Here is a 26,779-nt window from a genome sequence, read left to right on the forward strand (position 1 = left end):
CATCGCGGACACCGTGGGCGCAGAAGGTCTCGGGTAGGGTAGCGAGCATGAACGACTATATGGAAACAGCCCGTTCGGCGGCCGCCACGATCAATGGGAACGCGGGTGTGCAACGCCACGATATCGCCCTGGTACTGGGCTCCGGATGGGGCGAGGCGGCCGGCCTGCTGGGTGAGACCGTCGCATCCCTGCCGGCTGAGCAGGTGCCCGGTTTCCACTCCCCCGTCGTCGCCGGCCATGGGGGCCGACTGGACACGGTGGCCATTGGCGACACGGGCCGCCACGCCTTGGTCCTGGGGGCGCGCACCCACTACTACGAGGGCCGTGGCGTCGATGCGGTGGCCCATGGAGTGCGCACCGCCGCCGCCGCCGGCTGCACCACCCTGGTCTTGACGAACGGTTGTGGTTCGACCCGGGAGGAATTCGCGCCGGGATCCCCCGTGCTCATCTCCGATCATCTCAACCTCACCGCGGTCTCTCCCCTGCACGGGGCGGATTTCACCGATCTGACCGATCTCTACTCCGCCCGGTTGCGCGCCCTGGCCCAGCGCATCGACCCGAGCCTGGCCGAGGGCGTCTACGCGCAGTTCCCCGGACCGCACTACGAGACCCCGGCCGAGGTCCGGATGGCCCGGACGCTGGGTGCCGACCTGGTCGGCATGTCGACCGCGCTCGAGGCGATCGCCGCGCGCGCCTGCGGCATGGAGCTCATGGGCATCTCCCTGGTGACGAACCTGGGAGCCGGGGTCTCTGCAACCCCGTTGGATCACGCCGAGGTGCTGGCCGCGGGGCAGGCAGCCGGCCCCCGGATCTCCCGGCTGTTGGCCGATATCGTCGCCGGCATCGCCGCCGAGGAGGACTGAGATGGCCTCTGAGACGACAGCGTCCGACGGACCCACACGCGTGCCCGACGGATTCTCGGCCGGATTCGACCCGGCCGTGGTACGGGCCTGGGCCCTCGACGATCCGGACGCAGCCGATCGCGCCGCTCTGCTCGACCTGCTCGACCTCGCGCTCGGCGGCACCGCGGCCGAGGCCGCGGCCCGCACCGAGTTGGAGGACAGGTTCGCGGGACCCCTCGAGTTCGGCACCGCGGGGTTGCGCGGCGCGATGGCGGCCGGGCCCAATCGGATGAACCGGGCCGTGGTGATCCGGGCCGCGGCGGGGCTGGCGGCCTTCCTCGACGATTATGTGGGCCATGGGTTCTCAGTGGTGATCGGCTGCGATGGCCGGCACCACTCCGAGGAGTTCGCCGAGGACACCGCAGCGGTCGTCACGGCCGCGGGCGGGCGGGCCCTACTCCTGCCCGTGCGCCTGCCCACCCCGCTGACGGCCTTCGCGCTGGAGCATCTGGGCGCGGATGCGGCCGTTATGGTCACGGCCAGCCACAATCCGAAGGACGACAACGGCTACAAGGTCTATCTGGGCGTGCGCCCCCTGCGCGCGGTCTACGAGCGCACCGGCGATCCGGCCGGAGACGAGTTGGCAGCGGCCGGCGCCGGCGCACAGATCGTCCCGCCCTTCGACGCGCTCATCTCCGAGCAGATCGCCCGGGTGCCGTCCGTGGCGGCAGTGCCCAGGGCCGCCGACGGCTGGGAGAGGCTGGGCCCGGCCATCGTGATGGACTATCTGGAGGCCATCGGCTCCGCCGGGGTCACCCAGACCGCGCCGCTGCGAATCGTGCACACCGCAATGCACGGGGTGGGCACCACCACGGCGCTGGCGGCCTTGGAGCGCGCCGGCTGCAAGGACCTGCATCCGGTGCCCGAACAGGCCGAGCCGGATCCGGAGTTCCCCACGGTGGTCTTCCCCAATCCGGAGGAGGCCGGCGCCCTCGACCTGGCCATGGAGCTGGCCCGTGAGGTCGACGCGGATCTGATCCTGGCCAACGATCCGGATGCTGACCGGTTCTCCGCCGCCGTCCCGGATGCCTCGGCTACCGTGGGCTGGCGGCAGCTGGCCGGGGACGAGGTGGGCCTGCTGCTGGGCGAGTACCTGGCCGGTTTCGGCCATGTGGGGCCCGAGGCGGTATTCGCCAATTCGATCGTCTCGAGCCGCGGCCTGGGGGCCGCCTGTGCCGCGCACGGAATCGCACACCGCACGACGCTGACCGGTTTCAAGTGGATCTCCCGGGTTCCGGGGGTGGCATACGGCTACGAGGAAGCACTGGGCTACTGCGTCGCCCCGCAATTGGTGCGCGATAAGGATGGGATATCCGCTGCCGTGTTCTTCGCCGGGCTGGTGTCCCAGCTCGCGGCCGAGGACATGTCGGTGGACGACGAGCTGGCGCGCATCCGGGCCCGCGACGGAGTCTATCTGACCCGTCCGTTGACCTTCCGCGTCACCGATACCACGCTGATCGCCGACGCCATGGAGCGCCTGCGAGGCCGGCCTCCGCAGGCCCTGGGCGATGTCCCCATCGTCACCGTCACCGACCTGGCGCAGGGATCAGCGCAGCTGCCCCCGACCGACGGGCTGCTGCTGGAAGCCGAGACCGGGGATCGGGTGATCATCCGGCCCTCGGGCACCGAGCCCAAACTCAAGTGCTATTTGGAGGCCTACGAGCCGGTGCCCGACCATGCCGCGGCCGAGGTCCCGGCGGCCCAGGCCAGGGCCGCGGCAAGGCTGGCGGCGATGGCCGACGGCCTCACCAATGATCTGGACCTCGGCTAGGCCACGCTCCGGCCGGGCGGACATCCACCCGGGTGACGGCCGGCGCTCTCCGGGGCCGGGGCGGGCGGCTCAGCCCAGCTTGTGCAGGTACAGCCGTGCGCCCAGCCAGGCGACGTAGACGACGACCAGCTGCGTGGTCGCCAGGATGCGGGCGTCGCTGCCGGCGCTACTGATCAGCCCCGCGATCCCGTAGACGGTGATCGTCAGGCCCACCGCGATCATCCCGGTGAATGCCAGCGCCCCCGTCCCATGCGGGACGGGCCCCGAGGGAGCCTCGGGACGGTCGGGGTCCCGCACCCACCAGGATCCGCCGATCTGCAGAAATGCGATGACGACGAGGACGATGCCGGGCAACCACTGGGTCCAGGCGAGGTTGAGCAGTCCGAAGGCCAGGGCGATGATGGCCAGGCCAAGGCTGTGCTTGGAGAAGGGAAGCTGACGCATACCCCCATGGTACTGCGCTGCGCGCCGGCGCCCGGCAGGTGGCTGGCCCGCCGGACGCCGGCGACTACTCACTTCTCGTCGTAGAGCTTCAGGGCCAACAGCCCGTGAGTGTAGGCGCCGCCGGCGCGCAGGGCCGCGGCGATGAGCACTGCGCGCGAGATCTCCTCGTCACTGGCCCCTGCGCGCTTCGCATTGCCGGTGTGTCCGGTCACACAGAAAGGGCACTGGGTCGTCGCCGCCACCGCGATCGCGATGAGCTCTCGCTCCTTGACCCCCAGGACCTCGTCGGCAGGGTCGAACACCGCCTTGTCGAAGCCCTGGAAGCCCTCGACACCGCCGCCGGAGGTCTGGCGCAGGATCCGTGCATAACTCCTGTCGCCCGGTTCCGTGAAGTGCTCCAGCCCAGCGCCCTGGTCGGCCGCCTTGTGGACCAGGAAGCCGTGCGTGAAGGCTCCTCCGGCGCGCAGTGCCGCAGAGACGAAGACCGCACGCGATACCTCGGCCTTGCTCGCACCGGCGCGCTTCGCATTGCCCACATGGACGTCTAGGCAGTAGGGGCACTGCGTGGTCGCGGCGACGCCGATCGCGATGAGCTCCTTGGTCTTGATCGGCAGCACCTCGTCGCTCGGGTCGAAGACGGCCGCATTGAAATCGTTGAAGCCGGCGGACTGCGCGGGCGCCACTTCTGCCAGTTCCTTGGCGTAGGCGAAGTCCGACGGGTCGTGGTAGTGCTCTGCCATGTGTTCCTCCAGTGGATTCCAGTGACGTACATCTCAACCGTACGCCCACTCCGGCATCCGTGTCAGGGGCCGTCGATAGGATGGACGCAGCCCGGGCGTTCGCGTCCGGGCGCCTTTGTGCCAACTTCCCCAATAGAAGGATGACGAGCGTGGAATCGCTGCTGGAGACCCTCCAGACGTATACCGAATCGCTGCCGGACTGGCTGCACTGGGTGGTAGTCCTGGTGATGGGCGCCGTGCCCTATGTCGGATCGCACTTCGCGGCCCTGCTCGGCACCCTCGCCGGTGTGTCGAATCCCGTCACCCTGGCCTCGGCCTTCGGCGGCAACGCGGCGGCGCTGCTGGCGACCGCCGCCGTCGCCGACCGCGCCAGACGGCACATGCGCAGGATCGGCCGCACGCTGCCGATCCGCCGCAGAAAGTCCAAGCTCGAGCGCCGGGTCAGGCGCGCGATCGACCGGTACGGTGTCGCCGGGTTCGCCCTGTTGGGCCAGGTCGTGATCCCCAGTCAGCTGAGCACCGCCGCGATGATCGCCCTGGGCGTCAACCGGCGCAAGGTGATCGCCTGGCAGCTGGCGGGTTCGGCGCTGTGGGCCTGTGTGGCCACTGCGCTCACCGACTGGGGCCTGGACACGCTGGTCCGCTGATCCCTCCCGCCGGCCTAATCCAGTCCGTCGAGCACTCCGGCGGTGCCGGACAGGCCCAGACGGCTGGCGCCGGCGGAGATCATCTGTGATGCGGCCTCGGCCGTGCGGATCCCGCCGGAGGCCTTGACCCCCAGGCGGTCCCCCACGGTCCGACGCATGAGTTCCACGGCGTGGGCGCTGGCGCCGCCGGCCGGATGGAAACCGGTCGAGGTCTTCACGAAGTCCGCGCCCGCGGCTTCGGCGGCACGGCAGGCCGCGACGATCTCCTCATCGTCCAGCGTTGCCGATTCGATGATCACCTTGACCAAAACGGGGGCTTCGAGGTCGGCGGCAGCGGCCGCACTCGCCGCGACGACGGCGCGGATATCGGCCTCGACCAGTTCCCAGTCACCGGCCTTGGCGGCCCCCAGGTTGATCACCATGTCGATCTCCGTGGCGCCCTGGGCCACGGCCAGCGCCGCCTCTGCAGCCTTGATCTGGCTTTTGACGGCGCCTGAGGGGAAGCCCACGACGGTGGCCACCGTCAACTCGCCCGTATCCTCCAGCGGCAGCTGGTTCGGGGAGACGCAGACGGCCTTGACGCCCAGGCGGCGCCCCTCGGCCACCAGGGCCGCGACGTCCGCGCGGGTGGATTCCGGCTTGAGCAGGGTGTGGTCGACCAGTCCGGCGACCTGTTCACGAGTGGGCATGTTCCTATCCTCTTTCCTCATCGACGCCTGTTCTCCTCTGCGACGGCTGTCATCGGGCACTGATCTGTTCGAACACAACCGAACCCGGCGCAGTGCCCCCGGCAGGGCCGATCGTCGCCGCCGATTCCAGGGCCTCGAGTGCCCGGGGCAGGCGCGCCTCGTCGTCGGTGTGCAGGGTCAGCAGCGGGGCTCCCGCCACCACCGAATCACCGGGTTTCGCGTGCAGTTCGATACCGGCTCCGGCGGACACCGGGTCCTCCTTGCGGGCGCGCCCGGCACCCAGCCGCCAGGAGGCCACGCCCACGTCCAGGGCGTCCAATCCGGTCAGCACGCCGGTCTCCGGTGCTGTGACGGTGTGGGCGTGCGCCGCCTGCGGCAACGGTGCCGTGGGGTTCCCGCCCTGGGCCGCGATCATGGCGTTCCACCGGTCCATCGCACGGCCGTCGCGCAGGGCGGCGGCGACGTCCACGTCGACGATGCCCACCAGGCGCAGCATCTCGCGGGCCAGCGCGACAGTCAGTTCGACCACATCGGCGGGCCCGCCGCCGGCCAGGACCTCGAGGGCCTCGCGGACCTCCAGGGCATTGCCCACGGTGCGGCCCAGCGGGGTGGACATATCGGTCAGCAGCGCCGAGGTCCGTACCCCGTGGGCGGTTCCCAGGTCCACCATCGTGCGCGCCAGTTCACGCGCGGAATCCAGGTCCTTCATGAAGGCCCCGGAGCCCACCTTGACGTCGAGCACCAGGGCCGACGTGCCCTCGGCGATCTTCTTCGACATGATCGAGGAGGCGATGAGGGGAATGCAGTCGACCGTGGCGGTGGTGTCGCGCAGTGCGTAGAGCTTCTTGTCCGCCGGGGCCAGGCCGTCTCCGGCGGCTGCGACCACAGCCCCGACCTCGGACAGGTGGCCCAGCATCGCCGCGTGGTCCATCCGGGAGCTCCAGCCGGGGATCGATTCGAGCTTGTCCAGGGTTCCGCCCGTGTGCCCCAGCCCCCGGCCGGACAACTGTGGGACCGCTGCGCCGAAGACCGCCACCAGCGGACCCAGCGGCAGGGTGATCTTGTCCCCGACCCCGCCGGTGGAGTGTTTGTCCGTGGTGGGTTTGGACAGTGCGGAGAAGTCCATAGTGGTGCCCGAGGCGATCATCGCGCCCGTCCACTGGGAGATCTCCCCCGCGTCCATCCCGTTGAAGTAGATCGCCATGGCCAGGGCCGCCATCTGTTCGTCCGCCACGACCCCGCGGGTGTAGGCGTCGACCACCCAGGCGATCTGCTCGGCCGCCAACCGCCTGCCGTCGCGTTTGGCGGCGATCACATCGACCGCATCGAAGGGTTCGACCATTCTCATTCCTCCCTCAGGTGCGCCGGCCCGAACGCATCGGGCAGGACCGCGTCCATCCGCTGCGGGCCCCGCGGCATATCGAGTACCAGCTCGGGGCCGCCGTGTTCATAGAGCAACTGGCGGCAGCGGCCGCAGGGCACCAGTTTGTTGCCATGGCCGTCCACGCACGCGAAGGCCACCAGGCGGCCTCCGCCGGTGCGGAACAGGTCGGAGACCAGGCCGCATTCGGCGCACAGGCCCACTCCGTATGCGGCGTTCTCGACATTGGCCCCGGAGACTGTGCGACCGTCGTCCACCAGCGCCGCGGCACCCACCGGGTAGTGCGAATAGGGCGCATAGGCCCCCGCCATCGCGGTGCGCGCGGCCTTCCGCAGCCCCTCCCAGACCTCGGCGGGAAAGACCCGGATACTGGTTGCCTCACTGCTTGGCATAGGGCTGCCCCTCCGCCGCGGGTGCGCGCACCCGGCCCACGAAGCCCGCAACGGCGAAGATCGTCACGATGTAGGGCAACATGCTCAGCAGGTCCGAGGGCAGCGGCGAGCCGATGGCCTGCAGCGCATTGCCCAGGTTCGTCACGAAGCCGAACAACAGGGCCGCGAACAGGGCACCCAGTGGGTTCCACTTGCCCAGGATCATCGCCGCCAGGGCGATATAGCCCTGTCCGGCCGACATGTCCTTGGCAAACGCCAGGCCGGAGCCGATCGTCAGGAAGGCCCCGCCGAGGCCGGCGAAGGCGCCGGCGATGAGGGTGTTGATGACCCGCCAGCGGTTGACCTTGATGCCCACGGTGTCCGCGGCCTTGGGGTGTTCGCCGATCGCGCGCATCCGCAGGCCCCACTTGGAGCGGAAGACCAGGATGTGCAGGGCGATGACGACGACGTACATGAGGTAGACCAGCAGGTTCTGATCGAACAGCACGGGACCGAGCACCGGGATCTGCGCCAGACCGGGGATCGGCAGCTTGGGCAGTTCGAAGGCGGTGTTCCAGTGGCTGGAGTCCTTGGCCAGCACGCTGGAGAACAGGAAACTGGTGATACCGGTGACCAGCACGTTGATGACCACGCCGATGATGATCTGATCGACCCAGTACTTGACCGCGAAGAACACCAGGATGACCGCGACGATGATGCCGCCCAGGGGTGCGGCCACGAGGCCCGCGTAGGGATTGCCCGCCAGCGAGGCGGTGACGGCGGCGACGAAGGCCCCGGCCAGCAGTTGGCCCTCGATCGCGATGTTGACGATGCCCGAGCGCTCGCCCACCAGACCGGACATGGCCCCGAAGATCAGCGGGACGCTCAGCGTCAACCCACCGGCCAGCAGGCTGGTGGTGGCGATGACACCATGGTCGGCCCCGGCCCAGGCCAGGAACCCGAAGACGAAGAGCACGCCGAAGACGATCGGCAGCCAAACGCCGGTGCGCACGCGCCGGGCCACGGACCACCAGGAGAAGCCGGCGAGCGCCAGCAGGACGATGCCGACCGACAGCGTCGCGGCCTTGGCCCCGACGACCAGGTCGGGCAGCCGGAGGAAGTCGCCGTCCTTGGAGAAGCGGAAGACGGTGTGTGCGCCCGCCTGGGCGCCCAGGCCGAACCACAGCACTGCCACGAGCGCCAGGATTCCGTAGACCACCGGCATCTTCCAGTTCCGCGGCGCCAGCAGGGCCGCAACGGACGGATCGGGGGTCGTGGGCTGGGTGGAAGGGGTGAGCGCGGTGCTCATGCGGCCTCCTTCTTCGCGGGTGCGGGCAGTCGGAAGATCGCGCGCACCAGGGGCGGTGCCGCGATGAGCAGGACGATGACCGACTGCACGACCAGGACGATCTCGATCGGGGTGCCGGTCTGTGCCTGCATGAGGTAACCGCCGGCCTTGAAGGCGCCGAACAGCAGGCCTGCGAAGAAGGTCCCGACCGGTTTGGAACGGCCCAGCAGGGCCACCGTGATCGCATCGAAGCCGATGGACCCGCCAACGCCCTCGGCCAGGGAGTGTTCGGTACCCAGCGACTGCATCGAACCGCCCAGGCCGGCCAGTGCGCCTGCCATGGCCATCACCAGGATCGTCACCTTGCCCACGGAGATGCCGGCGGTGCGCGCGGCCTGCGGGTTCTCCCCCACCGCGCGGAACTCGAAGCCGATGGTGGAGCGTTCCAGCAGCCACCAGACGGCCCAGGTGACGAGGATCGCCAGGAGGAAGCCCCAGTGCAGCCGGAAGGGCGCCGGCAGAATCGTGGCCAGGGCCGCGTTGTCGTCGATCGAGGTGGTGATGGGCGTGTTCTGCCCGGTCTGGGTGAACCAGCCCTGTTTGAGCAGATAGGTCAGTAGGAAGCCGGAGATCGAGTTGAGCATGATCGTCACGATCACCTCATTGGCCCCGGTGCGCGCTTTCAGGACGCCCGCGATCGAGGCCCACAGTGCGCCGCCGAGCAGGCCGCCGAGCAGCGCCACCAGCACGTGCAGGCCCACCGGCAGGTGCAGTGCGTAGCCGAAGAAGCAGGAGATGATCGCGCCGAGCACGACCTGTCCCTGCCCGCCGATGTTGAACAGGCCGGAGCGGAACGCCAGGGTCATACCCAGGCCGGTGAAGATCAGGGGCGAGGCGTAGACCATTGATTCGGTCAGCGGCCGGATCGAGCGTTCGAAGTTCGAGGCCTTCCAGTCGAACACCGCCCCGCGCAGCAGCGCCATATAGGCATCCCAGACACTGTGCCAGGCAGCTGTGAAGAAGTCGCTGGGGCGGGCGAAGAAGTAGCCCATGGTCGCGCGCACGTCCTCATCGGACAGGGCGATGAGGACGCCGCCGATGATGAGGGCGATGACGATGGCCAGGACGGACACCAGCCAACTGCCACTGAGGATGTCCTTGAGGAGCGCTTCCCGCGCGCCGGGTGTCTCCTCCGCCTCCGGCGCCGGCCTCTTCGGGGCCTCGGTGGTGTTCTGAGTCATCGGCTCTCCTCCCCTGTGTCGGGGTCTGTCTCTTCGACTGCGCTGATCTCCGTGGCGCCGGTCCCGTCGGCGATCCTGTCCAGGGCCTCGGATTCCGGGACGCCGGCCATCATCAGGCCCAGCACGTCGCGTGGGGTGTCGCCGGGGACGATGCCGACCATCGTGCCGCGGTACATCACGGCGATCCGGTCGGCCAGGGCCAGGACCTCGTCGAGTTCGGTCGAGACGATGATGCAGGGGGTTCCGGCATCGCGTTCGGCCACAATGCGGCGGTGGACGAATTCGATCGAGCCGACGTCGAGGCCGCGGGTCGGTTGGCTGGCCACCAGCAGCCGGAGCTTACGGCCCAGCTCACGGGAGAGCACGACCTTCTGCTGATTGCCACCGGAGAGGGTGGAGATGGGATCGTCGATCGAGCCCAGGCGGATGTCGAACTCCTCGACCTTCTCCCGGGCTGCCGATTCGATCACCTGGGGCTGCAGGGCCAGGCCCTTGGCATAGGGCTCCTGGTCGTACCAGTCGAGGATCATGTTCTCGCGGATGGCGAACGGGCCGATGATGCCGTCTTCCGTCCGGTCCTCCGGCACGAAGCCGATGCCGGCCAGCAGGCGCTCCTTGACGCTGAGGTGGCCCAGCTCGTTCCCGTCGAGGGTGATCGTGCCGGCGCGCGGGCGGACCAGCCCGATGATGGCCTCGGCCAGTTCGGACTGACCGTTGCCCTGGACGCCGGCGACGGCCAGGATCTCGCCGCGGCGCACTCCGAAGCTCAGGTCGTCGACCACCGGGAGCCCGGTCGAGTCGAGCACCGTCAGATCGCTGACCGTGAAGGTCTCATCGCCGGGCTGTGCCGGGGCCTTGTCGATTCCCAGGTTGACCTCGCGGCCGACCATCAGCCCGGCGAGTTCGGATTCCGAGGATTCCGGCGAGGCCGTGCCGACGACCCTGCCGCGGCGGATCACGGTGATCGCATCGGCCACAGCGCGGACCTCGCGCAGCTTGTGGGTGATGAAGACGATCGAGGTGCCGCGGGCCTTGAGCTGGCGCATGATCTCGATCAGCTCGTCGGTCTCCTGCGGGGTCAGCACGGCGGTCGGCTCATCGAGGATCAGGACCTCCGCATCCCGGGAGAGCGCTTTGATGATCTCCACGCGCTGCTGCGCGCCGACCGGCAGGTCCTCGATCCGGGCGTCCGGGTCGATCTCGAAGCCGAAGCGCTCGGAGATCTCCCGGACCTTGGCCCTGGCGGTCTTGAGGTCGAGCAGGCCCAGTCCCCGCGTGGGCTCGTAGCCCAATGCCACGGACTCCGCGACGGTGAAGACCGGAATGAGCATGAAGTGCTGGTGGACCATGCCGATGCCGGCGGCCACGGCATCACCGGGACCGGAGAAGGCGACGGGCTTCCCGTCGATCAGGATCCGTCCCTCGGTGGGTTCGTAGAGCCCGTAGATGACGTTCATGAGCGTCGACTTCCCGGCACCGTTCTCACCCAGCAGGGCGTGGATCTGTCCGGGTTCGATGGTCAAGTCGATGGCATCGTTGGCGGTGAAGGACCCGAATCGCTTCGTGATCCCGTCGAGCTGGAGCCTCACGCGGTCGTTCTCCTCGCAGAGTGTGGCGGAAACGCCCGGGCCCGCCGCCGGCCAGGTGGACCGGCCGGCGGCGGGCTCGGGCAGGTGGAATCAGTCCGCCGTGGGGGCGTTCTTGGAGTCGAGCTTGATCGTGCCGTCTGCGACCTGCTTCTTGAGGTCTTCGACCTTCTTCTTCAGATCGTCCGAGAGCTTCGAGTCGAAGTCGTGGTAGGGGGCGATGCCCACCCCGTCATTGGCCAGCGTGCCGATGTAGGCCTCGGACTTGAAGTTGCCGTCCTTGCCCTCCTTGGCCGTGTCGTAGACGGCGTTGGAGATCTCCTTGAGCGTCGAGGTCAGGATGATGTCCTTGTAGTCGGCTGCGGATTCGTAGCCGTCGGAGTCGGTCCACACCACGGCGTTGTCGCCGCCTGCCTTCTTCACCGCTGCGGCGGCGCCCAGGTTGACGGGGCCGGCGACCGGCATGATGACGTCGGCGCCCTGGCTGAGGAACTCCTCGGCCAGCGTCTTGCCCTTGCCCTGGTCGTCGAAGCTGTTGGCGAAGGAGCCCTTCTGCTTGTCCTTGTCCCAGCCCAGCAGTTTGACGGACTTGCCGTTGTCCTTGTTGAACTGCGCGACGCCGTCGGCGTAGCCGTCCATGAACACGGTGACCGAGGGGATCTCCTGGCCGCCGAAGGTCGCGATCTTGCCCGACTTGCTGTAGCCGGCGGCCACGTAGCCGGCCAGGAAGCCCGCTTCGTTCGACTTGAACAGCAGCGGCTTGGCGTTGTTCAGGGTCTGCACCGCGCCCTTGGCATCGGTGAACGGCGAGTCGATCAGCGCGTAGTTCAGATCGGTGTTGTCCTGTGCCGACTTCGTCATCGTGGCGGCCAGGTTGAAGCCGACCCCGTAGGTCAGCTTGCAGCCCTGCTGCACCATCTGGTCGACGTTCGAGGTGTAGTCGGACTGGTCCTTCGACTCCGCGTCCGATTCATCCAGGCCGAATTCCTTGACGGCCTTGTCGAAGCCCTCTTTGCCCGACTGGTTGAACGAGTGGTCGTCCCAGCCGCCGGCGTCGGAGACCATGCAGACCTTGTAGTCGGACTTTTCGCCGCCGGCGCTGTCCTCCGGGGCACTGCCGCAGGCGGTCAGGGTCAGGGCGGACACCGCGGTCAGGGCCGCAGCGGACGAGAGAAGCTTGATATTCACTGGAGAACTCCCGGTTCTAAGTACCTCACGGCCCAAACCACTCACCTTCACAGCGAGCACACGGACCGCGAACATGTCAGTCACAGACTACCCGCCCCATACCAGTTTCACACAGCCGGTACCGTGCGCGTCCGCACTGTGGCGCCCGGCGCGCCCGGATTCACCCGCACGTGAAAGAACTTGGCCCGTTTACCAAATTGCAACCCAATGTCCACGACGGGTAACGTATCAATAACGAAACCCACGAGTGTGAAAAACAATTCACACAGTCACGGCTAAGCCGAGGCCCAGGGATTTTGCGAATTCAATCATTTATGCTTTACACATGGAAACCATAGTTCCCTCAGACTTCCGGAGTGTTATGAGCTCTGCTTCACCAGACGACCAGTACGACGCGGGCGCGGTCCCGCCGCTGTTGGACCTGGTCCACCAGATCGGCCTACTCGGCTCCCAGCAGTGGATCGCCGGTTCCAAGTTCGCCCAGGCGCGCAACCTGAACTTCATCGACTTCTCAGTCCTCAGCCTGACTCTGTCGGCTTCCTCCGAGCTCGACACCCCGCCGACCCCGGGATACCTCAGCGACCGTCTGGCGCTCTCGGCTTCCACCCTGACCTCGATCCTGGAGCGGCTGGCCTCGGCCGACTACATCACGCGCGAACGCGATGCCGCCGACCGCCGCAGAATCTCCATCATGCCCACTCAGAAGGCCAGGGATCTCATCACCGATTACCATGCGGCCATCTTCCAGTCCTTCGAAAAGACCATGGGGGATCTGGGCAATGAGGAGGTCATGCGGATGATCCTGACCCTGCGTGGCCTCATCAAACCCGCCGAAGCCGCTCTCGAGGCCCTCGACGCCCGCCCGCCCCGGCACCGCAAGCGGACTGCCAAGGAGGAGAAGCTCGTGGCCATCGCCCGGCCCAAGAACACCTGAGAGCACTGACCGCACCGGCCGGAGTCGTCTGCTCCGGTCCGCCGCCCCGGAGGGACCAGCGTCCGCCCGGGGCGGTTCGCTGTTCCGGGGCCGATTCAGCCCTCGAGGGCCTCAGAGGCCTCCAACCAGGCCAGTTCCAGTTCGTCCTTCTCCTCCAGCAGGTCCTGTCGCTTGGCGTTGAGCTCCGCCAGGCCACTGAAATCCGACTGGTCGTGGACGGCGAAGGCGCCGTCCAGCTTCGCCAGTTCGACCTCGACCCTGTCGATCTTGCGCTGCAGCGCGTTGACCTCCTTGGTCAGTCGGCGGTGCTCCGCCGGACTCAGCCCCTGCTCCTGCCCGGCCGGCGCCTCATCCCCCGACGCCGCCTCCTTCGCACTCCCGGTTCCGCCGTGGCGACCGGTTGCGGCAGCCGCAGCCAGTTCGAGGTATTCGTCGACCCCGCCCGGCAGGTGCCGCACCCGGTGATCCATCACGGCGTACTGATCGTCGGTCACCCGTTCGACGAAATAGCGATCGTGGGAGATCACGATGAGGGTACCGGGCCATTCGTCGAGCAGGTCCTCCATGGCCGCCAACATGTCGGTGTCCATATCGTTGGTCGGCTCGTCGAGGATGAGCACATTCGGTTCGTCGAGCAGAATGAGCAGGAGTTGGAGCCTGCGCGCCTGTCCGCCGGAGAGGTCGCGCACCCGCGACTGCAGCGCATCACCCAGGCCCAGGCGCTCCAGCAGCTGAGAAGTGCCCAGTTCGCCGCTCGCCGTCTTGACCTCGGTGCGATGGCGCGCCAGGATCTCGTGGAGTTTGAGGTCCAACAGGTCATCGAGTTCGCGCAGCTGCTGGTCCAGCAGGGCGATGCTGATCGTCTTACCCCGTTTGACCCGGCCGGTCGCGGGCTCCACCTCGCCCGTGAGCAGGCCGATCAGGGTCGACTTGCCCGCGCCGTTGGCCCCCAACAGTCCCAGCCGGTCGCCTGGACCCACGATCCAGTCGGTCGGCTCGATGGTCGGTGCCGACGCACCGGGATATGTGGCCGAGGCGCCCTTGAGTTCGAAGACGTCCTTGCCCAGCCGGCTGGTCGCCAGGGCCGTCAGCTCCAGCTTGTTCCGAACCGGCGGCACGTCCGATATGAGTGCATTGGCCGCCTCGATGCGAAATTTCGGCTTCGAGGTCCGCGCCGGCGCACCGCGGCGCAGCCAGGCCAACTCCTTGCGCGCCAGGTTCTGCCTGCGCGCCTCACTGGCCGCGGCCTGCCTGTCACGCTCGACCCGCTGCAGGACGTAGGCGGCATAGCCGCCCTCGAAGGCGTCGACCGTCCCGTCGTGGACCTCCCAGGTCAGGGTGCACACCTCATCGAGGAACCAGCGGTCGTGGGTCACGACCAGCAGCGCGCCCTGACCCGCCGGCCAGCGCTTGCGCAGATGGGCGGCCAGCCAGCGCACGCCGGTCATGTCGAGGTGGTTGGTCGGCTCGTCGAGGATGAGCACGTCCCAGTCCCCTGCCAGCAGTGCCGCCAGGGCGACGCGGCGGCGCTGCCCACCGGACAGGCCACCGACTTCCGCCGAGAGGTCTAGATCGCCGATCAGCCCGCCGACGACGTCGCGGACCTCGGCCCGGGAGGCCCACTCGTGATCGGCCAGGTCGCCCAGCACCGTGTGCCTGACCGTCTGGGCATCGTCCAGATCGTCGGCCTGGCGCAGATAGCCCACCCGAGTGCCACCGCGTTTGGTGACCCGACCGGTGTCCGGTTCGAGGTCACCGGCCAGGATCCGGATGAGGGTGGACTTGCCATCGCCGTTGCGGCCCACGATGCCGATCCGGTCCCCAGCCGAGACCCCGACGGTCAGGTCCTCGATGACCTGGCGGTTCGGATAGGACAGACTGATCGCCTCGGCGCCGAGCAGGTGCACGTGGACTCCTTCTTCGAATGGTTCAGGTGGCCCCGATGGGCCCCGACCAGTCTAGTCGAGCACCCCTGCCGGTCCGGCGGGGCCCGTGGTGCGCAGCACCCGGGCCACGCCCGGGGTGGCCTCGAGCATCACGGCCAGGTCGAGCGCATGGTGCGCATCGCGGACCGGAAAGACCACGGTGGGCCCTGAACCCGAGAGCAGCGCGGCCAGGGCGCCGGCATCGCGCCCGGCCCGCATGATCGGCTCGATCCCCGGTTCCAGGTCGAGCGCGGCCGGCTCCATATCGTTGTGCAGCACCCCGGCCAGCCGTTCCGGGTCGCACCCGGCCAGGGCCTCCAGGACGGCGTCGCGCCTGGCCGCGGTGCGCTCGGCTGAGTCCACTGCGACACCGGCGGCACGCAGTTCGTCGAGTCTGCGGTAGACGGCCGGGGTGCTCAGCCCGGTGCCGGCGGTCGCGACCACCCAGTGGAAGCGCTGCCGGGTCATCACGGGGGTGAGCAGGTCTCCCCGGCCGGTGCCCACCGCGGTGCCGGCCCGCAGGGCGAAGGGGACATCGGCGCCGAGTCCAGCCGCGACCGCGTCGAGGCCGCCGGTGAAACCGCTGAGCCGTTTATAGGCCAGCAGGGCGGCGGCCGCGTCCGCCGAGCCCCCGCCCATCCCGGCGGCCACCGGCACGTTCTTCTCGATCTCGATCAGCACGGGAACTTCCGGTGCTCCCGCGGCGATCAGTGCCCTGATCGCCGCCAGGGCCAGGTTCGATTCGTCCAGCGGCACCGTGGGATCGGCGAACCGACCGCTCAGCCGCACCTCGAACTCCACTGCCGGCGTCAGGGTGATGGTCTCCGCGAGGTTGAGCGACTGGAAGACGCTCGTGAGGTCGTGGTACCCGTCGGAGCGCCGCGCACCGACGGCCAGCAGCAGGTTGACCTTGCCGAAGGCACGCGCGCTCACCGGCGCCGGCACCGCGGCCGGCGCTCCCACCCTGTGCGCCCGGGTCATAACGACTCGGCTCCTCCGGCCGTGGGTCCTACGGCAGGTGCCGGCCCTCCGGCGGGGACGATGGTCCGGCCCGCGGCGGCGATCCGCACGAAGTCGTGGACGTCGAGGCGCTCCCCGCGGGTCAGCGGGTCTATCCCGGCCGCCTGCAGCACCTCGCCCGCGCGGGCACCGGAGCCCACCCAGCCGGACAGGGCCGCGCGCAGCGATTTACGGCGCTGGGCGAAGGCCGCATCGATGAGCGTGAAGACCTCGCGCCGGCTCACCCCGGCCCGACCGGCCTCGCCCGCGGGATCGTCAAGGGCCGTGGGGTGGACCGTGATTCCCACCAGTCCCGAGCCCACATTGGGCGCCGGCCAGAAGACGTTCTTGCCGATGTCCGAACCGCGGTCCACCGTGCCGTACCACTGGGCTTTGACACTGGGAACCCCGTAGACACGGGACCCGGGAACGGCCGCCAGGCGGTCGGCGACCTCGGCCTGGACCATCACGAGCACCCGGCGCAGAGTGGGAAAGGTCTCGAGCATGTGCAGCAGAACGGGCACCGCCACGTTGTACGGCAGGTTCGCGACCAGGGCGCTGGGCGCGCGACCAGGTTCGGCCTCCGGCAGCTCGGCGACCCGCAGCGCGTCCTGTTCGACGAGTGCGAACCGGGCGCCGGGGCCGGCGTGCTCGGCGACGGTGGCCGGCAGGCGCCCCGCCAGCAGCCCGTCGATCTCGACGGCGGTGACCGGGTGCCCGGCGTCCAGCAGGCCCAGCGTCAGGGAGCCCAGGCCCGGGCCCACCTCGACCACGGGCTGCCCGGGTTCCAGGGCGGCCTCGGCGACGATCTTGCGCACCGTATTGGGATCGATGACGAAGTTCTGCCCCCGCTGTTTGGTGGGACGCAGGCCGAGCTCCGCGGCCAGGGCGCGGATGGTGGCGGCGGTCAAGAGTTCACTCACGCCTCAACCCTATGACATCGTGGCCCGGCACGGCTCGGTCGGCGGGGAACGAGGCGCCCGATAAGCTGGGGACATGGAACCGGACACTCTGCGCGCCCTCTTGGATCCCGCCTCCCTGGCCCTGCTGGACGGGGTCGAATACGAGCGGGGGCGGGAACTGCAGATCGCCACCCGATTGCGCTCGGAGCTGGCCGAAAGGGGGCTGCCGGCCGGCCTGGCCGCGGCCCTGGTCACCCAGGCGGAACTGCGGCAGGCCGCACCGGCGAAGTTCGGCCCCTTCGCGGATTCCCTTCTCTTCACCCGGGATGGTCTGGCCCAGGCCACCCGCCTGCCGGTCGCGGCCCACCACGCCGGGCGAATGCGGCAGGCCGCACTGCGCGCCGGCCTGGACTTCGAGTCCGCTCCGATCGCCGATCTGGGCTGCGGCATCGGCGCGGATTCCCTGGCCTTCGGTGGGCTGGGGGCCCCGGTGATCGCCATCGACGCCGATGAGGTCACCGCAGCCCTGGCCGCCTATAATCTGCGCCACCTGGAGAAGGTCACCGTCGAACACGGGCGGGCCGAGGATTTCGACCCCGAGCGCGCCGAACTCCTGTGGCTGGATCCGGCCCGGCGCTCCGGCACCAAGCGCGGCGGGCAGGCCCGCCGGCTCAACGACCCCGAGGACTTCTCCCCCAGCCTGTCCTGGGCCTTCGGCGCGGCGGCGGACTATGCGGGCACCGGAATCAAGCTGGGGCCGGCCCTGGACCACGGGCTGATCCCCGCGGGCTGGGAGGCCCAGTGGGTCTCACACACAGGCGATGTGGTCGAGGTCGCCCTCTACCATGGGGCCGCCGCCCGCGCCCCCGGCCGCACCGCACTGGTGCTGGGCCCGGCCGGCGCCGCCGAGGTGTCCCAGGCCGACCTGCCCGCGACCGCGACCCCGGAGGACGGACTGGGCACCCTGGGCACGTATCTGTTCGAGCCCGATGGCGCGGTGATTCGGGCGGGACTCGTCACCGCCCTGTGCGGCCCGCTGGGCGCCCACCGGCTGCACGAGCAGATCGCCTATCTCACCGGCGAGCGCCCGGCCGGGGGAACCGCCGCCCGCCTGGTGCGCACCTTCCGGATCGTCGACACCCTGCCCACCAAGGTCAAACCGCTGCGCGCCGAACTCATTCGGCGCGGTGTCGGGCGGGTGGTGATCAAGAAGCGGGGCGCCGACATCGTCCCCGACGTTCTGCGCAGACAGCTCCGCCTGCCCGCCGGTGATCCGGCTACCCTGGTATTCACCCGGTTGGGCGATCGGCACATCGCCCTGCTGGTCGAAGAAGTCGTCGAGGAAACGAAGGACCGTCCATGACCCGTCTGCCCACGCTCATCTCACCGGCCGAACTCGACGAGCTGTTCGCCGGGGCCCGTCCCCCTGTCGTCCTCGACGTCAGATGGACTCTGCCGCGCCCGGACGGACGCGAGGACTTCATGCTGGGCCATATCCCCGGCGCCCTCTACGTCTCGCTCGATGACGAACTGGCCGCCCCCGCACATGACGACCCGATGGCCGGCCGACATCCGCTGCCCGATCCACAGGGCTTCCAGGCGACGGTGCGGGCCTGGGGCGTCGACGAGGACTCCACCGTCGTGGTCTACGACGACAACCAGTCCCTGGGCGCGGCCCGCGCCTGGTGGCTGCTGCGCTGGGCGGGCAAGACCGATGTGCACGTGCTCGACGGGGGTCTGGGCGCATGGCAGCAGGCCGGCCTGCCCCTGGCGGGTGGGCCCTTCGTGCGACCGCGGCTGGGGACCTTCACCGTCACCGGTGGACACCGCCCGGTGATCGACGCCGCGGGTGCTGCGGATTTGGGCGCCAGGGGCCGGTTGATCGACTCCCGGGCCCCTGAGCGCTACCGCGGGGAGGTCGAGCCGATGGATCCCCGGGCCGGTCACATCCCGGGAGCCCTGAACCGGCCGACGACGGAGAACATCGATCCGTCCACCGGTAGGTTCAAGGACCCCGCGACCCTGCGCGCCGAGTTCGAGCGGGTCGCCGGCGCCGACACGCTTGCGGGCGCCGCCTCGGCCGCGGCCGCCGCTGCGTCCCCGCAGGAGCCGGCCGGTGAGCTGGGTGTGTACTGCGGCTCCGGGGTGACCGCCTGCCACAATCTGCTGGCCCTCGACACCCTGGGTGTGACCGCCGCCCTCTACCCCGCCAGCTGGTCCGGCTGGTCTGCCGACCCGCAGGCGCCTGCCGCCACCGGCGACTGAGGCCACCCGCCCCGCTCACCGTCCCACCGACTCACCGAACGCTAGGATCTACTCATGGTGACTTTCGCGCGTTCAGCCCGTTCCACCCTCGGCGTCGAATGGGAGCTCGCCCTGCTCGACCGCCACTCGCTCGACCTGGTCCCCGCGGCCGCTGCCGTGCTCGAGCGCACCGCGCAGGTCCCCGCTCTGGAACGCAGTGTGGTCGGCGAGATGCTGACGAACACCGTCGAGGTGGTCTCGGGAGTGCACACGGACGTCTCCGGGGTGATCGGCGACCTGCGCGGGAAGGTTGAGGCTCTGACCCCGCTGACAGATGCCCTGGACATCGACTTGATGTGTGCGGGCACCCACCCCTTCGCCCTCTGGCAGAACCAGACGGTCACCGACAAGGACCGCTACGCCGAACTGATCAACCGGACCCAGTGGTGGGGCCACCATATGCTCATCTACGGGGTCCACACGCATGTGGGAATCGACTCGCGCGAGAAGGTGCTGCCGATCCTGGGCGCGCTGCTGGCCTATGTGCCGCACCTGCAGGCCGTCAGCGCCTCGAGTCCGTTCTGGGAGGCGACCGACACGCGCTACGCCTCGAATCGCGCGATGATGTTCCAGCAGCTGCCGACCGCCGGGCTACCCTTCCAGTTCGAGACCTGGTCGGCCTATGAGAAGTACGTCGCGGACATGATGCACACCGGGGTGATCGACGAGATCAACGAGATCCGCTGGGACATCCGGCCCTCGCCGGGCTGGGGCACGATCGAGGTGCGGGTGTGCGACGGCATCCCCACGCTGGACGAGATCGCCGCGGTCACAGCCTTCGTCCAGTGCCTGGTCGACGATTTCTCCGAACGGCTGGACCGCGGGGAGACCCTGCCGCGGATGCCCGACTGGTTCCATGTGGAGAACAAGTGGCGGGCCGCCAGGTACGGGATGGAGGCGATCATCATCGAGAACGCCGCCGCCGAGGAGCGGCTGGTCACCGAGGTGATCGCCGACGAGGTCGCCCGCCTGGAGCCCGTCGCCGAGCGCCTGGGCTGTGCGGAGGAGCTGGCGGGCATGCTGCGCTTCGCCGAGGTCGGGGCCAGCTACCAGCGCCAGCGCGCGGTGTTCGAGCGCACGGGCGACCTCAAGGAGGTCGCCCGCCTCCTGGTCGAGGAGTTCAAGACCGGCGCCATCTGACCGGACTCCAGCGGTGGCTCCACAAATACATGTGTGGCTCGAAAACTCATGAGTTCGCGAGCCACACGCGTATTTGTGGAGCCACCGTCAGGCTTTTACAGACCGCCCTGGATCTTCGCCGCGTGGCCGGCCCACTCCTTCGCGCGCAGGGCCTGCTTCTGGGTCTTGCCGCCGCCGGACTTCGCCAGCACGGGCACGAACTCGATCTCGCGCGGGTTCTTGTACCGTGCCAGATGACCGCGCAGGTGCTCCAGGATCTCCTCGGCCGTGGTCTGCACACCGTCTTCGAGCACGACGAAGGCCTTGGGGCGTTCGCCCCAGTGTTCGTCGGGCACCCCGATGACGGCAACATCGGTCACGCCCGGGAAGGCGTTGATAGCCTGCTCGACCTCGATGGTGGAGATGTTCTCACCGCCGGAGACGATGATGTCCTTGGCCCGATCGCGCAGTTCGATGTAGCCGTCCGGGTGCATAACCGCCAGGTCGCCGGAGTGGAACCAACCGTGGGCGAACGCCTTGGCGGTGGCCTCGGGGTTCTTGTAGTAGCCCTTCATGACGTTGTTCCCGCGCATCACCACCTCGCCCATCGTCTGGGCGTCGGCGGGCACGTCGACCAATTCGCCGTCCACCGGTTCCCGGTAGACCACGCGCACGGGGTCGAAGGTCACCATGCCAACGCCCTGCCTGGCCTGCTTGGCCGCACGGGCATCGGCGTCCAGGTCCGCCCAGGGGCTCTGCCACTGGTTGTACGTGTAATTGCCATAGGTCTCCGTGAGCCCATAGGAGTGCTGGACCGTGAAGCCCATATCGTGGATCCGCTTGAACATCGTGGGACTCGGCGGAGCGGCGGCGGTGCCGATCACCAGTTCGTAGTCCAGCCGGTGGGCCGCCGGATCGTTCATCAGGGTGGAGACCACAGTGGGCGCACCGTTGAGCCGGTTGATCCCGTGCAAGTCGATCAGCCGCCAGATCTCCGGGCCGCGGACCTCGCGCAAGCACACCTGCTTGCCCCCGACCGAGGCCACGGCCCAGGAATTGCACCAGCCCTGGCAGTGGAACATCGGCAGGGTCCACAGCAGGTTGGTGTCCATCCCGAAGCGCAGGTGGACCACCTGGGACAGGGCGTTGAGGTAGGCGCCGCGGTAGCTGTACTCCACGCCCTTGGGCGCGCCGGTCGTGCCCGAGGTGTAGTTGATGGACAGCAGCTGGTTCTCATCGCGGACCGTCCAGTCCAGTTCGGAGCCGTCCGCCTCCCCAGCGGCCAGGAACTCGGGTGCCCGGACGACCCGCACCCCGGCGGGATCGACTGGGAGCTCCGGCTGGTTCGCATAGAGCTCGTCGCGGGCCAGCACCACCGTGGTGGTGGTTTCCAGGTCTGGCACAATCGCCGCGATGTCCGGCCAGTACTGGGTATCGCACACCAGCAGTTTGGCGCCCGAGTGGTTGAGGATGTAGCGGACCTCATCGGCGGCCAGCCGGGTGTTGATCGGGACCAGGACCGCATCGATCAACGGAACCGTGAAGGTCGAGTAGAAACTCACCGGGGTGTTGGGCACCATATAGGCGATCCGGTCCCCGGGTTCGATCCCGGCGGCCAGGAAGGCGTGTGCCCAGCGTTCGACGTCCTCCCGCACCTGCCGATATGTCCAGGCCGAGTCACCGTACGCCAGCGCGGTGCGCTCGGCGAAGACCGAGGAGGAACGCTCAAGGAAGGAGATCGGGGTGAGCTGGGTGGTCCAGGGGTTCATGCCGGCCTTTCTAAACAGGGATCCGCACAGCTTCTCACGCCGCGGGTTCCCCCTCAGATTAGGCCGGGTGTGCACCGGGCCGGTCATAAACCGTCATGTTGTGTCATGCAGTTCCCATCCCCCGGTCCGCGCGGCTCCCCCGGTCTCAGCCCTTCACGCGCCTCGTGTGGCCGCCCCATTCCCGTTCCCGCAGTGCGTACTTCTGGATCTTGCCCGTCGAGGTCTTCGGCAGGACCGGCACGAACTCCACATCGCGCGGGTTCTTGTAGCCGGCCAACCGCTCGCGCAGGAACTCGCGCACCTCCTCGGCGGTGGCCGCGGATCCCTCGGCCAGCACGATGAAGGCCTTGGGACGCTCGCCCCATGTGTCGTCGGGCACTCCGACAACCGCCACATCGGTCACTCCGGGGAAGCCTGCAATGGCCTGCTCGACCTCGATGGTGGAGATGTTCTCACCGCCGGAGACCACCACGTCCTTGGCCCGATCGCGCAGTTCGATATAGCCGTCCGGGTGCATCACGCCCAGGTCGCCGGAGTGGAACCAGCCGCCGGCGAAGGCAGCCTCGGTCGCCGCCGGGTCGGCGTAGTAGCCCTTCATGACGTTGTTCCCGCGCATCACGACCTCACCCATGGTCGCCGCGTCTGCCGGCACATCGACGAGTTCCTCACCCGGTACCGCCGGAGCCACGACGCGGGCGCGTTCGGCGACGATCATCCCGACCCCCTGCCTGGCCTGCAGGCCGGCCCGGGTCTGCTGATCGAGTTCTGCCCAGGCGTCCTGATACTGGTTGACGGTGTAGGGGCCATAGTTCTCCGTGAGTCCGTAGACGTGGACGACCGAGAAGCCCATGGCCCCCATCCGGGTGAGGATCGTGGGGCTGGGCGGGGCGCCTGCGGTGGTGATGGTCACCGCCGCCGCCAACTCATGGGACTCGGTGGCATCGAGGATCGTCGAGACCACCGTGGGAGCGCCGTTGAGGTGGGTGATGCCGACGGTGTCGATCAACCGCCAGATCTCCGGACCCCGGACTTCGCGCAGACAGTACTGGGTGCCGCCGGAGGCCACCAGCGCCCAGCCCGTGCACCAGCCGTTGCAGTGGAACATCGGCAGGGTCCACAGATACCGCGAGTCGGTGTCGAACCCGGAGTGGACGATCTCCGAGAGCGCATTGAGGTAGGCCCCGCGGTGGGTGTACATCACGCCCTTGGGCTTGCCGGTGGTCCCTGAGGTGTAGTTGATCGACAGGGTCCGGTTCTCGTCGTCGACGCTCCACTCCACTGGACTGGCGTCGCCCGCGGCCCCCGCGAGGAATTCCGCGCGTGTGAGTACCCGGGTGCCCGCCGGGTTGGCCCGTGGCGCCGGGCGTTCGGCGTATTGTTCATCGTCGATGAGCACGATCGTCTCGACCGTACTCAATTCGGCGGCCACCGCGGTCACCGCAGGCCAGTACTGGCTATCGATGACGAGGACCTTCGCACCCGAGTGGTCCGCGATATAGCGGACCTCCGCGGGCGCCAGCCGGGTGTTGACCGGCACCAGCACGGCATCGATCAGCGGCACCGCGTACATCGACATGAGTGTCTCCGGCAGGTTCGGCATCATATAGGCCACCCGGTCCCCGGCCTCGACTCCCAGCGCGCGCAGGGCCCTGGCACGGACCTCGACGGCCTCGCGTAGTTCTGCATAGGTCAGGGATTCCGTTCCGTGGACCAGGGCGGGTTTGGCCGGGAAGACCTCGGCCGAACGGGCGAGATAGGACAGGGGTGTGAGTTGCGTGATCCAGGGTTGCATCATGGCCTCTCTGTCAGTGATGTGCCCTTCAGTGTAATTCGGACCACTTGCCCAGCTTCGGGGAACGACATCTGCGGTCATCTTTCCATATACTCGATTATGACAACCTCCATTGATGGAAAGGCATATCATGGGCCACCGACGACACACAGCCATTGCGGCCGCCGCGCTCATCACAACCCTCGGACTCACCGCTTGCTCGGGCGGACGGGCCGAATCCCAAGACGACGGACAGACCGCTCCCGAGGCCGCACAGGCCCCCAGCGGTTCCGCCGACCAGCCGGTCGACTCCCCGGCCGCGGAGCAGGGCGACGGAGCCGCTGCCCCGGCAGACGACGATGCGGCCGCCGGCGGAGCGGTCCCCGCCTGGGCCAAGGAGCCGACCTCCGGCGGTGAGGAGATCGCCTCAATCGACGCAGGAGACGTCAATGTCAAGGTCTTCCAGATGGGCGTGGAGAAGGCCCCCAAGGAGGGCCGCTGGGTCGACCCCGACACCAAGAAGCCGTTGATCGCCAAGGGCGACGACATCGTTTTCGTCAACTACGTCGTGACCAACAACGGCGATCCGATCGATCTGGGTTCCAGCCTGGTCAAGGTCACCCCCAAGTACGACGACTGGAAATACGCCCAGGGAATGGGTGGGATCACCGACAGCTCACTGTCGAAGAAGGTGGGCATCGAGACGAGTGCGATCGCCAACCGGGCCGATCCGACCGTCTATCCCTTCGCCAAGGGGGAACATTTCAGTTATGGGGAGAACTTCCACTACCAGAAGAATTCGCCCATCACATTCAAGGTCAGCATCACCCCGGTCGACGATGCGGGCAAACTCGTCCACGCTGAGCGGACCGAGCAGGAGGGCAAGGGCACCATCGCCTGAACCCGCCCACAGCGCTGCATGTGCAAGGCTCCCCCTGTAACCTCCAGGGGGAGCCTTGCACATGAGACGGCCCGGGCCCGTGGGCCGCGGCGGCTCAGACAGTCAGACTGCGGCGGAGTTCGGGCCAGGCGGCGGCGAACCCGGGGTGCAGATCGTAGTCGGCCACCTCGTTAAGCGGCACCCAGCGCAGTTCGACGCTCTCGGCGTCGGTGATCGTCTCCTGCAGCCGTGCGGTGGCCCTGGCCACTACGGTCGTATAGGACCAGCCGTGCTTGTCGACCACATGGGTGTCGATGATCTCGATGCCCGTGCCGTCGAGATCCGGCACGCCGGCCTCCTCGTTGGATTCGCGGATCGCGCCCTGCACCGGGGTCTCGCCCTGGTCGATCGCCCCACCTGGCACTCCCCAGGTTCCGCCGTTGGCCGACCACCAGATCCGATGCTGGAGCAGCACGCCGCGCGCGGGATCGTGGATGAGCAGGCCGGCTGCCCCGTACAGACCCCAGAACCTGCCGTCGGGGGTTTCGGTCCAGCCGTCGCCCGACCGGCGGCGCGCCCGCAGACCGGCGTGTGAGGGACGTGGCGGATTTCCCAGGGGGAAGTCTGCGGTGGGCGGGTGATTGTCGGCTGAGAAACGCGACCAATCGGCCTGTGCGAAGCGCTCCTCGATGCCCTGGGACCTATCTGGGGCCGGACCGGCCCCGCGGTACCCCCTCCCGCCGCTTGCGCCGGCGGGGGAAGTGGGCCGGCTGGAATCGGACCGGGTGGGTTCGGCGGGAGAATCAGACACAGACGTCCTCGACTTCCAGAGAGGAATCGACTCCGAAACCGAAGTCGCTGGCGGGCAAACCGCGGGAGACTATCTCGGCGCCCAGCGCCGCGACCATCGCCCCGTTGTCCGTACACAGGTCCAGGGGCGGCACCCGCAGCGTCACCCCGTGCTTGGCGCAGGCCTCGGCCAGGGTTTCGCGCAGGCGGCGGTTGGCGGCTACTCCCCCACCCAGCAGGACGTGGTCGATCCCCGTATCCTCGGCGGCCATGAGCGTCTTCCTCACCAGCACGTCGACGATCGCGGTTTCGAAACTGGCTGCCACATCGGCCAGCCGGGTCCGGTCCCCGCCGGCGTCGACCCTGGCGCGGTCGGCGGTGACATAGCGCAGCGCGGCGGTCTTCAGCCCGGAGAAGGAGAACGAGTACCGGCGCTCGGGCCGGCGCAGATCCTTCGCATTCATCAGACCCCGGGGGAATGCCACCGCAGCGGGGTCGCCCGGCGTGCCGGGACCCGCGGGACCGTCGAACCCGCCCAGGGCGGCCTTGGAGATATTGGGACCGCCCGGATAGTCCAGGCCCAACAGGCGGGCCACCTTGTCGAAGGCCTCTCCTGCGGCATCGTCGATCGTCGAGCCGAGCATGGTCACGCCCGAGACGATATCGGTGATCTTGAGGATCTCCGTATGCCCCCCGGAGACCAGCAGCGCCAGGGTCGGGGTGACCAGTCCGGGCGAGTCCGGGGCGACCAAGTCCACGGCCACGTGGGCGGCCAGATGGTTGACCCCGTACAGGGGCTTGCCGGTGGCAGCGGCCAGGCCCTTGGCCGCGCACACGCCCACCAGCAGGGCACCGGAGAGCCCGGGGCCGGCGGTGACCGCGATCGCGTCGATCTCGTCCAACCCCACCTGGGCCCGGTCCAGGGCCGCCCGGATCACCGGGGTGAAGGATTCCACATGGGCACGGCTGGCGACCTCCGGGACGACCCCGCCGAAGCGGACGTGTTCGTCCATCGAGGATGCCACGGAGTTCGTCAGCAGGGTGTGCCCGCGCACGATGCCCACCCCGGTCTCATCGCAGGAGCTTTCGATGCCCAGGACGAGGGGGCCCTGTGCGCTGTCAGTCATCATCGTCATCTT

24 protein-coding genes are annotated in these 26,779 nt (G+C 68.7%); 8 read left to right on the forward strand and 16 right to left on the reverse strand.

Annotated features, from left to right (window positions below; genetic code table 11):
- The first annotated feature begins 47 nt into the window (after window positions 1-47).
- Window positions 48-863: a purine-nucleoside phosphorylase gene (locus NQ036_RS03950; protein ID WP_257057171.1), complete on the forward strand. Its 816-nt coding sequence runs from the start codon at window positions 48-50 to the stop codon at window positions 861-863.
- Between the two features lies 1 nt (window position 864).
- A complete protein-coding gene (locus NQ036_RS03955) occupies window positions 865-2,673 on the forward strand; it encodes a phospho-sugar mutase (RefSeq protein WP_257057174.1) in 1,809 nt (602 codons plus the stop codon).
- A 69-nt stretch (window positions 2,674-2,742) separates the two neighbouring features.
- On the opposite strand, the gene NQ036_RS03960 is transcribed toward NQ036_RS03955, so the two are convergent.
- Together NQ036_RS03960 and NQ036_RS03965 are read right to left on the reverse strand one after the other, a co-directional pair.
- Entirely contained in the window at window positions 2,743-3,117 is a 375-nt protein-coding gene (locus tag NQ036_RS03960; protein WP_257057175.1) for a hypothetical protein, read from the reverse strand.
- Between the two features lie 68 nt (window positions 3,118-3,185).
- Window positions 3,186-3,857, reverse strand: a complete 672-nt coding sequence (locus NQ036_RS03965; RefSeq protein WP_257047016.1) for a carboxymuconolactone decarboxylase family protein — start codon at window positions 3,855-3,857, stop codon at window positions 3,186-3,188.
- Window positions 3,858-4,006: 149 nt separating this feature from the next.
- Here NQ036_RS03965 and NQ036_RS03970 point away from each other — a divergent pair, with 149 nt between their 5' ends.
- Window positions 4,007-4,504, forward strand: a complete 498-nt coding sequence (locus NQ036_RS03970; RefSeq protein WP_257057177.1) for a hypothetical protein — start codon at window positions 4,007-4,009, stop codon at window positions 4,502-4,504.
- Window positions 4,505-4,518: 14 nt separating this feature from the next.
- Here NQ036_RS03970 and deoC read toward each other — a convergent pair whose 3' ends face one another.
- The 7 genes from deoC to NQ036_RS04005 form a co-directional block, all read right to left on the reverse strand.
- Window positions 4,519-5,193 carry a deoxyribose-phosphate aldolase gene (deoC, locus tag NQ036_RS03975; protein WP_257057178.1) on the reverse strand — a complete coding sequence of 225 codons (675 nt, stop codon included), beginning with the start codon at window positions 5,191-5,193 and terminating at the stop codon, window positions 4,519-4,521.
- A 49-nt stretch (window positions 5,194-5,242) separates the two neighbouring features.
- The gene (locus tag NQ036_RS03980; protein ID WP_257047013.1) at window positions 5,243-6,535 is read right to left on the reverse strand and encodes a thymidine phosphorylase; all 1,293 of its coding nucleotides are present in this window, start codon (window positions 6,533-6,535) and stop codon (window positions 5,243-5,245) included.
- Window positions 6,536-6,537: 2 nt separating this feature from the next.
- On the reverse strand, window positions 6,538-6,966 hold the full coding sequence (locus NQ036_RS03985) for a cytidine deaminase (RefSeq protein WP_257047011.1): 429 nt from the start codon (window positions 6,964-6,966) through the stop codon (window positions 6,538-6,540).
- Window positions 6,953-8,254, reverse strand: coding sequence for an ABC transporter permease (locus NQ036_RS03990; RefSeq protein ID WP_257047010.1), 1,302 nt, complete (start codon window positions 8,252-8,254; stop codon window positions 6,953-6,955). The genes NQ036_RS03985 and NQ036_RS03990 overlap by 14 nt, the downstream gene beginning before the upstream one ends.
- On the reverse strand, window positions 8,251-9,474 hold the full coding sequence (locus NQ036_RS03995) for an ABC transporter permease (RefSeq protein WP_257047009.1): 1,224 nt from the start codon (window positions 9,472-9,474) through the stop codon (window positions 8,251-8,253). The genes NQ036_RS03990 and NQ036_RS03995 overlap by 4 nt, the downstream gene beginning before the upstream one ends.
- The gene (locus tag NQ036_RS04000) at window positions 9,471-11,063 is read right to left on the reverse strand and encodes an ABC transporter ATP-binding protein (protein WP_257057180.1); all 1,593 of its coding nucleotides are present in this window, start codon (window positions 11,061-11,063) and stop codon (window positions 9,471-9,473) included. The genes NQ036_RS03995 and NQ036_RS04000 overlap by 4 nt, the downstream gene beginning before the upstream one ends.
- A gap of 90 nt (window positions 11,064-11,153) precedes the next feature.
- The gene (locus NQ036_RS04005) at window positions 11,154-12,248 is read right to left on the reverse strand and encodes a BMP family ABC transporter substrate-binding protein (protein WP_257047007.1); all 1,095 of its coding nucleotides are present in this window, start codon (window positions 12,246-12,248) and stop codon (window positions 11,154-11,156) included.
- Window positions 12,249-12,609: 361 nt separating this feature from the next.
- On the opposite strand from NQ036_RS04005, the gene NQ036_RS04010 reads away from it, so the two are divergent.
- Window positions 12,610-13,182 carry a MarR family winged helix-turn-helix transcriptional regulator gene (locus NQ036_RS04010; RefSeq protein ID WP_257057181.1) on the forward strand — a complete coding sequence of 191 codons (573 nt, stop codon included), beginning with the start codon at window positions 12,610-12,612 and terminating at the stop codon, window positions 13,180-13,182.
- A gap of 95 nt (window positions 13,183-13,277) precedes the next feature.
- On the opposite strand, the gene NQ036_RS04015 is transcribed toward NQ036_RS04010, so the two are convergent.
- Genes NQ036_RS04015 through rsmA form a run of 3 tightly spaced genes read right to left on the reverse strand, consistent with a single transcriptional unit; the run spans window position 13,278 to window position 17,029 of the window.
- The gene (locus NQ036_RS04015; protein WP_257057183.1) at window positions 13,278-15,089 is read right to left on the reverse strand and encodes an ABC-F family ATP-binding cassette domain-containing protein; all 1,812 of its coding nucleotides are present in this window, start codon (window positions 15,087-15,089) and stop codon (window positions 13,278-13,280) included.
- 51 nt (window positions 15,090-15,140) lie between these two features.
- Entirely contained in the window at window positions 15,141-16,088 is a 948-nt protein-coding gene (locus tag NQ036_RS04020) for a 4-(cytidine 5'-diphospho)-2-C-methyl-D-erythritol kinase (RefSeq protein WP_257057184.1), read from the reverse strand.
- Window positions 16,085-17,029 carry a 16S rRNA (adenine(1518)-N(6)/adenine(1519)-N(6))-dimethyltransferase RsmA gene (gene rsmA, locus NQ036_RS04025; protein ID WP_257057186.1) on the reverse strand — a complete coding sequence of 315 codons (945 nt, stop codon included), beginning with the start codon at window positions 17,027-17,029 and terminating at the stop codon, window positions 16,085-16,087. Before rsmA ends, NQ036_RS04020 begins: the two co-directional genes overlap by 4 nt.
- Window positions 17,030-17,102: 73 nt before the next feature.
- Between rsmA and NQ036_RS04030 the strand changes: the two genes are divergently transcribed.
- From NQ036_RS04030 to NQ036_RS04040, 3 genes are read left to right on the forward strand one after another with little or no spacing between them, the layout of a single operon-like run.
- Window positions 17,103-18,371 carry a class I SAM-dependent methyltransferase gene (locus tag NQ036_RS04030; protein ID WP_257057188.1) on the forward strand — a complete coding sequence of 423 codons (1,269 nt, stop codon included), beginning with the start codon at window positions 17,103-17,105 and terminating at the stop codon, window positions 18,369-18,371.
- Window positions 18,368-19,273 carry a sulfurtransferase gene (locus NQ036_RS04035; RefSeq protein ID WP_257057189.1) on the forward strand — a complete coding sequence of 302 codons (906 nt, stop codon included), beginning with the start codon at window positions 18,368-18,370 and terminating at the stop codon, window positions 19,271-19,273. The genes NQ036_RS04030 and NQ036_RS04035 overlap by 4 nt, the downstream gene beginning before the upstream one ends.
- A gap of 54 nt (window positions 19,274-19,327) precedes the next feature.
- Window positions 19,328-20,452: a glutamate--cysteine ligase gene (locus NQ036_RS04040; protein ID WP_257057190.1), complete on the forward strand. Its 1,125-nt coding sequence runs from the start codon at window positions 19,328-19,330 to the stop codon at window positions 20,450-20,452.
- A 95-nt stretch (window positions 20,453-20,547) separates the two neighbouring features.
- Here the strand turns inward: NQ036_RS04040 and NQ036_RS04045 are convergent, their stop codons facing one another.
- Window positions 20,548-22,200, reverse strand: coding sequence for an AMP-binding protein (locus NQ036_RS04045; protein WP_257057191.1), 1,653 nt, complete (start codon window positions 22,198-22,200; stop codon window positions 20,548-20,550).
- Between the two features lie 145 nt (window positions 22,201-22,345).
- Complete coding sequence (locus tag NQ036_RS04050; RefSeq protein WP_306439919.1) at window positions 22,346-23,995, reverse strand: AMP-binding protein; 1,650 nt, start codon at window positions 23,993-23,995, stop codon at window positions 22,346-22,348.
- Window positions 23,996-24,107: 112 nt separating this feature from the next.
- Between NQ036_RS04050 and NQ036_RS04055 the strand changes: the two genes are divergently transcribed.
- The gene (locus tag NQ036_RS04055; RefSeq protein WP_257046998.1) at window positions 24,108-24,872 is read left to right on the forward strand and encodes a hypothetical protein; all 765 of its coding nucleotides are present in this window, start codon (window positions 24,108-24,110) and stop codon (window positions 24,870-24,872) included.
- Between the two features lie 94 nt (window positions 24,873-24,966).
- Here the strand turns inward: NQ036_RS04055 and NQ036_RS04060 are convergent, their stop codons facing one another.
- On the reverse strand, window positions 24,967-25,662 hold the full coding sequence (locus NQ036_RS04060) for an NUDIX hydrolase (protein WP_257057192.1): 696 nt from the start codon (window positions 25,660-25,662) through the stop codon (window positions 24,967-24,969).
- Window positions 25,655-26,770, reverse strand: coding sequence for a tRNA (adenosine(37)-N6)-threonylcarbamoyltransferase complex transferase subunit TsaD (tsaD, locus tag NQ036_RS04065; protein WP_373456778.1), 1,116 nt, complete (start codon window positions 26,768-26,770; stop codon window positions 25,655-25,657). The genes NQ036_RS04060 and tsaD overlap by 8 nt, the downstream gene beginning before the upstream one ends.
- Window positions 26,771-26,779 lie beyond the last annotated feature (9 nt).

The organism is Brevibacterium sp. 91QC2O2 (genome assembly GCF_024580695.1).
Classification (GTDB): Bacteria; Actinomycetota; Actinomycetes; order Actinomycetales; family Brevibacteriaceae; genus Brevibacterium; species Brevibacterium moorei.